We start from the raw sequence: 12,787 nt of genomic DNA, 5'->3' as shown, positions 1-12,787 counted from the left end.
GAAAAAAGGGGGACCCTCCGGGGTCCCCCTTTTCTCATGCTCCGCCGGTGGTCACCACTTCCGCATGGGGCGGCACCTCCGGGCGACGACGAGACAGCCTGCGTACGGCGGTGTTGAGCACCGCGATCAGCGGCACCGCCACCAGCGCGCCGATGATGCCGGCCAGCACCATGCCACAGGCGATCCCGATGATCACCGCGAGCGGGTGCACCGCCACCGCCCGGCCCATGATCAGCGGCTGGAGCACGTGGCCCTCGATCTGCTGCACCAGGATCACCGCGCCGAGCGTGATCAGCGCGATCACCCAACCCTCGTCGACCAGCGCCACCAGCACGGCCACCGCCCCCGAGATGCTGGCACCGACGATCGGCACGAACGCACCCAGGAACACCAGCGCGGCCAGCGGGAACGCGAACTCCACCTCCAGCACCACCAGCGCCAGGCCGATACCGACCGCGTCAATGAACGCCACCAGCACGGTGGCCCGCACGTAGGCACCCAGCGTGGCCCAGGCCGCGTCCCCGGCGTCGGCAAGCGACCAACGCGCGTTCACCGGGAACAGCCGCACGATGAACCGCCAGATCGCCCGGCCGTCCCGCAGGAAGAAGAACGTCGCGAAGATCGCCAGGAGCAGGCCGGTGGCCAGCTCGGCGATGGTCGCGACGGTGGCGATACCGGTCGACGTCAGCGCCGTGGTGTTCGAGTTGATCCACTCCTGGCCGGCGTCGATCGCCTGATCCAACTGAGCGTCGGACAGGTGCAGCGGGCCGGTCCGGGCCCACTCCTGGATCTGCCGGACACCGGCACTCGCGTTCTCGGTCAGTTTCGGCACACCCTGGACGAACTGGTTCACCACCAGGGTCAACGTGCCCGCCACCGCGGCGATCCCGCCGATCAGCACCAGGAAGGTGGCCAGCGACCGCGGCAACCTCGCCCGCAGCAGCCAGCCGACCGCCGGGCCGAACAACGCCGACAGCAGCAGGGCGATGGCCAACGGCACCACCACGATGCTGACCAGGCCGATGAACTGGAGCAGCGCCCAGCCGATCACCCCGACCACGATCAGCCGCCAGCTCCAGGCGGCGGCGATCCGCAACGGCTGGGGCACATCCGCGTCGTCCCGGCTGGAGATCGAATGATGCACGATCTCCGGGTCGGCCGGTGGCAGGTAGAACTCGTTGTCGTAGCGCTCCGTCTCGGGCGCTGGACGCTCGGCCCGCGCTTGCCGGACCGACTCCCGACCCGAATCGTAGGCCCTCTTCAAGTTCTCCCGGATCCGCATGAAGCGGTTCACCCGCATGACCCCCTCAGCCTGTCGAATGCGCCCTAGTCACGCTAGTACCCAGGGGCCGCGATCGCCTTACCCCGGGGACACCGCGTCGACGCTCTTTCCGGCTGTTTCTCCCCTTCCTCGCCGTTCAGAGGACCTTCCCCGCCGTTCAGGGGCCGCAACGGCGGCGTACCGTCTGCAGACGTGAGTGCCGACACCCGTACCGAGACCGGCCTACCGATCCGGATGCTGCACGACCGCGTCCTCGTCCGGCAGGACGGTAGCGAGGGCGAGCGCCGCTCCACCGCCGGGATCGTCATCCCGGCCACCGCCTCGATGGGACGCCGCCTGTCCTGGGCGACCGCGGTCGGAGTCGGCCCCAACGTGCGGTCCATCGTGGTGGGCGACCGGGTCCTCTTCGATCCGGACGACCGGTCCGAGGTCGAACTGCACGGCAAGGGTTACGTCCTGCTGCGCGAGCGGGACGTGCACGCGGTCGCGGCCGACCGGGTCGAACCGGACGGCACCGGCCTCTACCTCTGAGGTGGCTGCGGGAAGGGCGGCGGGCCATAAGGGCCGCCGTACGCCGGCATCGGCATCGGCGGGGGTAGGACGATCGGTAGCGGCATCACCGGTTCCGCGGGCGGCGCCACGGTCCGGACCACCCCGTCCGGGAAGGTGATCCGGTAGTTCCGGCCGTCCCACCACGACGGTGGTGTCTGCGGGTCACGCCCGGCGAAGGCCGACCGGTAGTTGGTGATCGCGATCAACAGATCGCGCTCCTCCTCAACGGCCCGCTGCAGGTCAGCCGGGGTGCGGGACAGGCCCCGGACCAGTCCGTCGCGGATCAGGGCGAGCCGGGTCGCGGCGAACTGGAAGTCCCGCATCGCCCGGTGACCGGGCTGACCGGCCACCCGCCGGGCCCACTCGCGGGCGGCGTGCCGACGGCCCAGGGTGCCGAGTGCGGCCACCTCGGACGGCGCGAGCCAGCCGGCCTCCGCGTACGGGTACAGCACCCGCTCGGCGAGCCGGCCCTCCCAGCTGCGCCAGGCGATGGCGAAGCCGACGACCGCGAAGAAGAACGGGACCATGAAGCCGAGGTACCCGTACAACATGATCAGGGTTTCCTGGGTGGCCCCGGCCAGTGTGGGCAGCAGGTTGAAGATGCCGTGCAGCATCATCGCCAGCAGCAGACCGGCGATCGGGGCGAGGCGGCGGACCGTGCGGTCGCTGGAGCGGGCCGCGATGCCGAGCCCGATGCCCGCCATCGAGGTGAAGAGCGGGTGCGCGAAGCCGGTGAAGAGGATCCGCACGATGAAGATCAGGAAGACGTTCTGCAAGCCGGTGGCCGGGCCGTACTCGTCGGCGCCCGCCGCGTAACCGTGGCCGCCGAGGTAGAGCACGTTCTCCACCATCGCGAACCCGAGCGCGGAGAGCCCGCAGTAGACGATGCCGTCGGTGATGCCGGACCACTCGCCGCGGCGGCGCCAGAAGAGCAGCAACGGCCCGAGCAACTTCATCGACTCCTCGATGAAGGGAGCGACCAGCACGGCCACCAGCGCGTCCGGCAGACCGATCTGATCGAACAGCCAGGCTGAACTGCTGTTGACCACCAGGGCCACCGCGGTCGCCACGGCGGCACCCCAGGCGAAGCAGTAGACCAGGTATTTCGTCGGCTCCGGCTCGTACCGGTCCAGCCAGACGAAACTGCTGGCCAGCAACGGCACCGGCAGGATCGCCGCAGTCAGGCCGATGGCCAGGCCGGCCACGCCGATGTTGTAGCCCAGGAAGATCAACATGCCGATGGCGGCGGCCGCGATCAGGCTGATCACCCCGGCGACCGGCAGCCAGCGCCGCCACCCGCTGAGGCGGCCCGGGACCGGATCGCCGGCCGCGGCGGCCATCGCGGGGTACGGCGGAACCGGGGCCGGGGACGGCGGAGGAGCTAGGGGGTCGACGGCCATGTCCGCCAGCGTAGTCACCGGTCGCGCCCCCGACATGCCCGACATCGATCAAGCGGTCCCGGACCGGCCGGACCGGCGGCGGGGCTTGTGCGGTCGCCCACTCCAGCCGATCGCCGCCCGGACCTGCCGGGTCGCCTCGGAGTGCTCCACCCCGGTCGCCCGCAGCAGATCACTGACCGCGGTCCGGGTCTGCGCCACCACCACACCCCCGGAATAGCCGACTCCCTCCTGGTACGCCCGTCCCGACTCGGCCACCGCCCGCAGCGCGCGTTCCCGGGCGGCGACCGGTTCGACTCCCCGGTCCCACTCGTGCCGGAGCAGTTCGACGGCGTCACCGAGAAGCCTGATCGACTCGGGCAGCGTCTCCGGGACCGGCTCCCGGTCCTGCAGCGCGACGAGCGCCCGGCGCAGCAGCACCCGGACGTTGCGCAGCGCGTAGGTGATCTGCGGGGCGCCGTCGACGTACTGGGCCAGGGCACCGCGGGCCCGCCAGCGCGCCGGGGCGAAGGCCACGTTCTCCCGGGCCGCTTCGATCGCGGTCCGGAACGCCGCGAAGCTGACCTCGGCCGCCCGCAGTCGCTCCAGCGCGGCCTGCAACGTGTCGGTGTCGGCGGCGGCCAGACCACGGGCGGCGTCGTGCAGGCCACCGGTGAACGCCCGTAACGCCGGGTCGGCGGCCCGCCGGACCACGGTCAGCGGGTTGAGCGGCAGCAGCACGGTCATCACGATCAGGGCGATCCCGCCGCCGACCAGGGCGTCCAGGAACCGGGTCCAGGGCTGGCCGGTGCTCGCCGTCAGGGTGGCGACCAGCACGGCCGAGGACGCCGACTGCACGATCAGCGGGGCGCCGCCGCCGACTGCGGTGGCCAGCAGCACCGCGAGCAGCACGATCAGGCCGATCTGCAGCGGGCCGGCCCCGATCAGCAGGATGATCCCGTCCCCGATGCCGATGCCGGCGGCGACCCCGACGACCAGTTCGGAGGTGCGCCGCAGCCGCTGTCCCACCGATGAGCCGAGCGTGATCACCGCGGCGATCGGGGCGAAGAACGGCACCGGCCGGTCGAACAGGTCGTGCGCCACCCACCAGGCGAGACCAGCGGCGAGACCGGACTGCAGGGCGAGCATCAACCCGGCACGGGCCCGGGTCAGCGTGGTGGCGAGCCGGTCAGCGCCGATCATGACCTCAACCTACGTGCCAGGATGCTCGGGTGACATCTCTGACCGAGGCTTTCCGGTCCGCGGCTCGTGGCGCCGGCGCCACCGCGGACGACGCCGACCTGGACGCGGCCGCGCAGTACCTGCTCGGACGCTGGACCGAACCGCAACGCCACTATCACGACGTGACCCACCTCTCGGCGGTGCTCGACGTCGTCGATCGCTTCGCTCACCTGGCCCCCGACCCCGATCGGGTACGTCTGGCGGCCTGGCTGCACGACGCGGTCTACGACCCGAGGGCCCTAGGCGACGCCAACGAACGCGACAGCGCCGAGTTCGCGGACGGCCTGCTGCAGAGCCTGGGCACGCCGGAGGAGGTGGCGGCCGAGGTGGCCCGGCTGGTCGGGCTGACCGCCGGGCACGCGACCGAGGACGACGACCCGGACGGTGAACTGCTCTGCGACGCCGACCTGTCGATCCTGGCCGCCGAGAAACAGCGGTACATCGATTACACCTCGGCGATCCGCCGGGAGTACGCGCACGTTCCCGACGGTGCCTTCCGCGGCGCCCGCTCCCAGGTCCTCACGGAACTGCTGAGACTCCCGTCGATCTACCGGCACGCCGAGATCCGCGACCAGTGGGAGGACCGCGCCCGCGCCAACCTCAGCGCTGAACTGGAGGAGCTTGCCTAGCCAGGTGTTTCGGGCGGCGCAGACCCGCCGCCCGGAGCCGGACCGTGATCTCCCGAGACGTCAGCAGGGTGGCGCCCAGCCACAGTGCGCTACGGAAACGTACCTCAGGGATGTCGTAATGGTCTCGGTCGAAGGCACGCCGGGGCACACCCAGCATCTCGGCGAAAGCATGCAACTCGTCGTAGGACACATCGCTGACCAGGTGCGACCAGAGTCGGCCGCGACCCGGCCAGCGAGGTTCGTCGACGAGGATCAAAGGTCGATCTCGAGCAGCGGCTCCCGGCGGTCGGCGGCCAGCCCGCGCACGTCAGGGGCCCCGATCCGGGCGGCGTCGGCGGTCGCGTCGTCCGGCATGGTCTGCGACTGCCGTTCGGCGGTGACCCGGGCCAGGTAGTGCTCGACCTCTTTCTGCCGGATCGTGGCGTCCCAGCCGAGGGCCGCGCCCATGATCTCGGCAGCGTGCTCAGCCGACTCCGCACCGCGGTGCGCGGTCTCGAACGAGATCCGGGTGCGCCGGGTCAGCACGTCGTCCACGTGCAGGGCGCCTTCGGCGAGTGCCGCGTACGCCACCTCGGCCGCGAGGTATTCCGGGGCTCCGGTCAGCGGGACGGCCAGCCCGGGATCGGCGGCCATCATCGCGAGCAGGTGGACGGTGAGCGTGCCGTACCGCTCCAGCAGGTGCTCGATCACCCCCGCGGTGACGCCGTGCCGGCGGGCGATGTCCTGCCGGTCCCGCCAGGCGGCGGCGTAACCGTCCGCACCGAGCAGCGGCAACTCGGCGGTCCGGGACGGCCGGGCCGCACCGCCCAGCCGGCGCACCGCCTGATCGATGACGTCGGCGGCCATCACCCGGTACGTCGTGTACTTCCCACCGGCCACCAGCAGCAGGCCCAGCATCGGCTCGACCACCGCGTGTTCCCGCGAGAGTTTCGAGGTGGAGTCGGCCTCGCCGGAGAGCAGCGGGCGCAGGCCGGCGTAGACACCCTCGATGTCGTCGGTGGTGAGCGGCCGTTCCAGCACCGCGTTGACCTGGTCCAGCAGGTAGTGGATGTCGCGGGCGGACGCCGCCGGATGGGCCCGGTCGAGCTGCCAGTCGGTGTCGGTGGTGCCGATGATCCAGTGGCCTCCCCAGGGGATGACGAAGAGCACCGACGTGGCGGTCCGCAGGATCAGGCCGGCCTCCCCGGTGATCGCCGAGCGGGGCACCACCAGGTGCACCCCCTTGGAGGCTCGGACCCGCAGGCCCGGGCGTACCCCGACATCGCTGAGCATCTGCGACATGTCGTCGCTCCACACCCCGGTCGCGGCGACCACCGTCCGGGCCCGGACCTCGAACGGCTCCTCGTCCGGAGCCTCCAGGTCACGCACCGTCACGCCGACCACCTGCCGGGCCTCGCGCACGAAACCGACCACGCGCGTGCTGGTCACCACGGCCGCGCCCAGACTGGCCGCGGTCCGGGCCAGGTTGATCACCAGCCGGGCGTCGTCGACCTGCCCGTCGAAGTAGCGGATCGCGCCGGACAACTGGTCGGCCCGCAGGCTCGGGAACAGATGCCGGGCGCCGGCGCGGGTCAGGTGCCGGTGCAGCGGCATGCCGCGGCCACCGCCGAAGACACCGGCGAAAGCGTCGTACGCGGCCACGCCCAGCCCGTAGTAGCCGCGCTGCCACGCCCGTTTGGGCAGGCTGGCGCTGGGCAGCGGGACCATGATCGGAACCGGGCGGACCAGGTGCGGAGCGAGACGGGTGGCGAGCAGCCCCCGCTCGGTCAGCGCCTCGTGCACCAGGTTGAGCTCCAACTGTTCCAGATAGCGCAGACCGCCGTGGATCAGCTTGCTGGAGCGGCTGGAGGTGCCGGAGGCGAAGTCCCGGGCCTCGACCAGGGCCACCTTGAGACCACGGGAGGCGGCGTCGACGGCGGCACCGGCACCGGTGACACCGCCACCGATGACCAGGACATCGAACTGCTCGTCACGCAGTCGCCGTAGATCGGCGGTCCGACGAATCGGGGAGAGCCGGCCGGCTGAGAAGCGGGAGACGGAGGGATCACGCACCCGTCCCACGTTAGCGCTTCAGTGGTTCACCCAGGCGGGGGAATCTTCGCCGTCCATGGTCTGACGTCTGACTTTCCGCTTGTGGGCGCATATACCCATCGAGTTCTCCAATGCGCACGTTCTGCCCTCGGCCATTCTGAGCGTGCTTTGCACACCCGGACCGTCAGGGTCCGCCCAGGCCGAGGGAAGACCATGCATCGAGCCGTAATGCGGACAACCCCGTACCGGGTGATCTCCGCCTTCGTCATCATGACGCTGACCGTCATGGCCGGTGTCGCCGTCTCCCCACCGGAGGCGGACGCTGCGATCACCAACGCGTTCGCCTCGCGTTACAGCGTGAACGCGAACGGCGCGATCCTGATCCGCGGCAACACCAACATGCAGTGCCCCGCGGCCGCCACCAACTGCACCGCCGCCCAGGGCGGGACCGGCAACGGTGGCGAGACGCTGAACAACAACGGCTACAACATGGAGTTCACCAACCCCGACGGTGACGCCACGACGTTCAACGACAGCACCGCGACGGTCGACATGCCGGCCAACAGCACGGTGCTGTTCGCCGGGCTGTACTGGGGCGCTGACATCAGCGCCGGTGGCAACGGCGTGGCCGCGCCCACTCCGGCCAGCAACAACCAGGTGCGCTTCGGGGTGCCGAACGCCAGCGGGCTGAGTGTCGTCACCGCCACGCAGATGTTCGCGCCGACCGGTGTCACGTCGGCCTACCAGGGCTTCGCGGACGTGACCCAGCAGGTCTCCGGGGCCGGCAACGGCACGTACACGGTCGCCGACATCCAGGCCGGCACGGGCGTGGACCGGTACGCCGGATGGTCGCTCGTGATCGCGTACCAGAACGCCGCCAAGCCCCTGCAGAGCCTGCGCGTCTACGACGGCTTCGGCGTGGTCGACACCAACAGCACCTCGGTGGACATCACGGTGTCCGGTTTCCAGACCCCGACGGACACCTCGACACCGGTGGAGGCCAGCATCGGCGCGGTCGTCTACGAGGGTGACCTGGGCAAGGTCGGCGACACGCTGCAGCTCGACGGCGCAGCGATGATGGACTCGGCCAACCCCAGCAACAACTTCTTCAACAGCACCGTCAGTGAGGGCGGCACCGGCCTCACCAGCCGCACCCCCGCCTGGTCGAACCTGATGGGCGTCGACATGGACCAGTTCGACGCGACCGGCAAGATCGCGCACAACGCCACACAGGCCACCCTGAACCTGGCCACCAGCGGCGAGACGATCTACCCGGGTGTGGTCACCTTCACCACCGCACTGGCCGCCCCCAGCCTGACCACGGTCACCACCCCGACCGACGTGGACGGCGGCGACCTGTTGCCCGGCGACGTCATCGAATACTCGATCGTCGTCACCAACAACGGTTTCGACACCGCGCGGGACATCGTCCTGACCGACGCGATCCCGACCGGCCTCACCTACATCCCCGGCACGATGACCGTGGCCGGCAACACGGTCGCCGACACCGGGCCACCGCTCGCGTACTCCATCAGCACTCTGGCCCGCAACAGCAGCACCACCGTCACCTACCGGGCCAGTGTGAACAGCTCCACCGCGCCGGGCAGTTCGATCGTCAACGTGCCGAACCTGTCGTACTACGGCAGTTCCTCCAGCTCGGCGGAGATCAAAGGCCCCGGCGACACCTCGACCCTGACCGTGCAGCAGCCACAGGTCAACCTGACCGCGACCCTGACCGTCTCCCCGGCCATGGTCAACCGGTCCTCGTCGCCGAACACCGTCAACTACACCGTCAAGGTCGACAACGCCGGTCAGGACCTCGAACCGCACCCGATCGCGGTCGTCGACCTGCCGACCGGCATCACGCCCGGCACCCTGCCCAACACCTGCGCGGCCGGCAACGCCAATCAGCGGGTCACCTGTGACCTCAGTGCCGTCGCCAAGAACAGTTCCGGCACGGTGACCTTCCCCGCTTCGGTGAACAACTCAGCGGCGGACACCGCCACCGCGACCCTCACGGTCACCGGCTCCGGCAACGAGGGCAGCCCGTCGAACAACACCGCCAGCGCCGACGTGAAGCTGAACAACTCGCCGGTCGCGAAGTCCTACACCCGCTCGACCACCCACAAGACCCCGGTCACCATCGACGTGGTCGCCGACATCACCGACTCCGACAACCCGAGCGGGCCCTTCACCACCCAGGTCACCACGGCCCCTGTACACGGCACGACCATCGTGAACGCGGACCAGTCGATCACCTACACGCCGGACGACGACTGGCGGGGCACTGAGCCGTTCGTCTTCACGTGCTACGACCCGTACGGCGGATCGGACACCAGGACCGCCACGATCACCACCACCAACGCCAGCCCGACCGCGGTCGCCGACGCCCGCACCACCGGGTCCGGGGTCCCGATCACGATCGACGTGGTCCTCAACGACACCGACCCGAACAACGACACCCTGACCCTCACCTCGGTCGACCCGCCGCAGTCCGGCGCCGGGACCACCAGCATGAGCGCCGGCAAGGTCGTCTACACGCCCGCCGCGTCGTTCAAGGGCACCGCGACCTTCACCTACGTCATCTCGGACGGCCAGGCCCAGAACAACACCGCCACCGGCACCGTGACCGTGACGGTCTCCGACGGTGCCCCGGTCGCGGTCAACGACACCGGCACCGTCGTCTACAAGGGCACCGTGCTCCTGAACGTGCTCGCCAACGACGCCGACCCGAACGGCGACCCGTTCGGCATCGTCTCGACGACCACTCCGAACCACGGCACCATCCGGATCGTCGGCAACCAGATCGAGTACACGGCGCCGGACGGGTTCTCCGGGACCGCGACGTTCACCTACAGCATCAAGGACAACCTCGGGAACCCGACGTCGACCGCCACGGTCACCGTCACCGTCGGCAACGCCGCCCCGGTCGCCAAAGACCTGACACCGACCACCGGGTACGAAACCCCGGTCACGCTGAACCCGGCCCTGGACTCCACCGACCCGAACGGTGACACCCTGACCGTCACCAGCACCACCACTCCGGGGCACGGCACCGTGGTCCGCAACAACGACGGCACTCTCACGTACACGCCGAACCCCGGCTTCACCGGGACGGACACCTTCACCTACACGATCACCGACGGCACCGACACCGACACCGGAACCGTCACCATCACGATCGGCAACGCCCCGCCCACCGCAGGTAACGACACCTACACGGTGGCGTCCAACGCGCCGAACACCCTCGACGTGCTCGCCAACGACGCCGACTCGAACGGCGACACCCTCACCATCACCATCGACACCCCGCCGGGTCACGGCACCGCCCAGGTCGTCAACGGCAAGGTCGTCTACCAGGCGGCGAACGGCTACCACGGCACCGACACGTTCCACTACACGATCTCCGACGGCAAGGGCGGCACCGCCGGCGCGACCGTCACGGTGACCGTCGTCGACGGTCCGCCGGAGGCCAACCCGGACGCGACGAGCACCAGCACCAACGAGCCCGTCACGCTGAACGTGCTCACCAACGACACCGACCCGAACGGTGACACGCTGACCCTGGCCGCGGTCACCGCCCCGGCCCACGGAACGGTCACCTTCACCCAGGCCGGCGCCGTCACCTACACACCGGACGACGGCTACTACGGCATCGACACGTTCACCTACACGTGCTTCGACCCGGGTGGCAACTCCGACACCGGGCAGATCACCATCACCGTCGACAACGTGGCACCGAACGCGATCGACGACAAGTTCACCGTGAAGCCGGGCACCGCCACCGAACTGGACGTGCTCGCCAATGACACCGACCCGAACACCGGGCAGGTCCTGACCGTGCTCCAGGTCGGCACCGCCACCAAGGGCACCGTCGCCCTCACCGGCGGCAAGGTGATCTACACCCCGAACACCGGCGCCACCGGCACCGACACGTTCACCTACACGCTCACCGACGACCTCGGCGCCACCGACGAGGCCACCGTCACCATCACGATCTCCGGCGACCCGGACGTCAACCCGGACACCGTCTCCACCCCGTCCGGCACCGCCCTCGACATCGACGTGACCGCCAACGACACCGACCCGGACGGCGACCCCCTCACCCTGGTGAGCGTCACCGACCCGGCACACGGCACCGCCGTCCTGGCCGCCGGGAACAAGGTCCGCTACACCCCGACGCCCGGCTACTACGGCACCGACACGTTCACCTACACAGTCCGGGACACTGCCGGGACCACCAAGACCGCGACGGTCACCGTCAACGTGGGCAACGCCCCACCGGTCGCCGCCGCCGACACCGCAGCGGTGCAGACCGGCACACCCGTGGACATCGATGTCCTCGCCAACGACACCGACCCCAACACCGACCAGACGCTGGAGATCAGCGGGGTCGGCACGCCCGAGAACGGCACCGCCGAGATCGTCGACGGCAAGATCCGGTACACCCCGGCGGACGACTTCACCGGCACCGACACCTTCTCGTACGAGGTGAGCGACGGCGAAGGCGGCACCGCCGAGGGCACCGTCACCGTCACGGTCACCAGCGACGACGGGAAGCCGGTCGCGGTGGCGGACGAGCGGAGGACCGCCTACCAGAAGGCGATCACCATCCAGGTGCTGGAGAACGACCTCGACCCGAACGGCTCGCTGGCCCTCGACACGGTCGGCACTCCGGACCACGGCACCGCCAAGGTCTCCGGTGACGCGGTCGTCTACACCCCGCCGAGCGGCTTCTCCGGCGTCGCCACCTTCACCTACACCGCGAAGGACGACACCGGGCAGAGCACCGGCTCCACCGTGAAGGTCACCGTCGCCCTGGCGCCGGTCGCCCCGAACAAGGACGTGGAAGCCGAACCCGGCAAGGCCATCAGCATCCCGCTGCCGACCGTCGACAAGAACGGCATCGCGATCACGATCAGGTCGGTGGGTACGCCGAAACACGGCACCGCCAAGCTCAACGCCGACGGCAGCGTCACCTACACCGCCGCCAAGGGCTTCGCCGGTACGGACACCTTCACCTACCTGGCAGAAGACGCCGACGGGAACCTGACCACCGGCACCATCACCGTCGCCGTGGCCGGTGCGAGCCAGCCGCCGGTCGCGGTGAAGGACCGCTACACGGTGAAGAAGGGCGGCACGGTCTCGTTCAAGCCGCTGAAGAACGACACCGATCCGTACGGCGAGACGCTCAGCATCCTCAAGATCGGCAAGCCCAAGCACGGTACGGCGACCCTCGCCGGCAACACGGTCACCTACGCGGCCGCCGCCGGATACACCGGCACCGACACCATGTCGTACACGATCCAGGACGAACGCGGCGGCACCGCCCGGGCGACGATCACCATCCGGGTGACCGCCTCCGGAGACGCCGACCTGCCCACCACCGGTTCGAGCATCGCCCCGGTCTTCACCGTCGGCATGCTGGCCATGGTGATCGGCGGTTTCCTGCTGATCCTCACGCAGGTGACCCGCCCCGGACGCCACCGCCCGGGCCGCCACCGAAGCTGACGGCGTATGCAGAGGGGCCCGGCCGATCGGCCGGGCCCCTCTGCATCCCCGCGACATCCGATCCGAACCCCGGCCAAGCCCACTGCGAGCAGACACCCGTTGCGTGATGAGTCCGGGCTCGATTCGCACCCCAACTCGGCACACTGCAAGCAGTTGCCCACCGC

The 12,787-nt window shown here is 70.0% G+C and carries 8 protein-coding genes; 3 read left to right on the top strand and 5 right to left on the bottom strand.

Annotated features, from left to right (window positions below; translation table 11 throughout):
* Window positions 1-34 precede the first annotated feature (34 nt).
* Window positions 35-1,300, bottom strand: coding sequence for an AI-2E family transporter (locus BLU81_RS36380; protein ID WP_092551869.1), 1,266 nt, complete (start codon window positions 1,298-1,300; stop codon window positions 35-37).
* 216 nt (window positions 1,301-1,516) lie between these two features.
* Between BLU81_RS36380 and BLU81_RS36375 the strand changes: the two genes are divergently transcribed.
* Window positions 1,517-1,813 (top strand): GroES family chaperonin, encoded by a 297-nt coding sequence (locus BLU81_RS36375; RefSeq protein WP_172890865.1) that lies wholly within the window; start codon window positions 1,517-1,519, stop codon window positions 1,811-1,813.
* Here the strand turns inward: BLU81_RS36375 and BLU81_RS36370 are convergent.
* Together BLU81_RS36370 and BLU81_RS36365 are read right to left on the bottom strand one after the other, a co-directional pair.
* Window positions 1,804-3,234, bottom strand: coding sequence for a PrsW family intramembrane metalloprotease (locus BLU81_RS36370; RefSeq protein WP_172890685.1), 1,431 nt, complete (start codon window positions 3,232-3,234; stop codon window positions 1,804-1,806). The genes BLU81_RS36375 and BLU81_RS36370 overlap by 10 nt on opposite strands.
* 48 nt (window positions 3,235-3,282) lie before the next feature.
* The gene (locus BLU81_RS36365) at window positions 3,283-4,413 is read right to left on the bottom strand and encodes an FUSC family protein (RefSeq protein ID WP_092551860.1); all 1,131 of its coding nucleotides are present in this window, start codon (window positions 4,411-4,413) and stop codon (window positions 3,283-3,285) included.
* Between the two features lie 29 nt (window positions 4,414-4,442).
* On the opposite strand from BLU81_RS36365, the gene BLU81_RS36360 reads away from it, so the two are divergent.
* Window positions 4,443-5,081, top strand: coding sequence for an HD domain-containing protein (locus tag BLU81_RS36360; protein ID WP_092551857.1), 639 nt, complete (start codon window positions 4,443-4,445; stop codon window positions 5,079-5,081).
* Here BLU81_RS36360 and BLU81_RS36355 read toward each other — a convergent pair.
* Window positions 5,053-5,337, bottom strand: a complete 285-nt coding sequence (locus BLU81_RS36355) for a DUF4031 domain-containing protein (protein WP_092551854.1) — start codon at window positions 5,335-5,337, stop codon at window positions 5,053-5,055. The two genes, BLU81_RS36360 and BLU81_RS36355, sit on opposite strands and share 29 nt — an antisense overlap.
* Window positions 5,334-7,133: a glycerol-3-phosphate dehydrogenase/oxidase gene (locus tag BLU81_RS36350; protein WP_092551851.1), complete on the bottom strand. Its 1,800-nt coding sequence runs from the start codon at window positions 7,131-7,133 to the stop codon at window positions 5,334-5,336. Before BLU81_RS36350 ends, BLU81_RS36355 begins: the two co-directional genes overlap by 4 nt.
* A gap of 207 nt (window positions 7,134-7,340) precedes the next feature.
* Here BLU81_RS36350 and BLU81_RS36345 point away from each other — a divergent pair, with 207 nt between their 5' ends.
* The gene (locus BLU81_RS36345; protein WP_157751958.1) at window positions 7,341-12,623 is read left to right on the top strand and encodes a beta strand repeat-containing protein; all 5,283 of its coding nucleotides are present in this window, start codon (window positions 7,341-7,343) and stop codon (window positions 12,621-12,623) included.
* Window positions 12,624-12,787: the final 164 nt, after the last annotated feature.

It is taken from the genome of Actinoplanes derwentensis, assembly GCF_900104725.1.
GTDB classification, from domain to species: domain Bacteria; phylum Actinomycetota; class Actinomycetes; order Mycobacteriales; family Micromonosporaceae; genus Actinoplanes; species Actinoplanes derwentensis.
This window is presented reverse-complemented; position numbering and strand designations above follow the sequence as displayed.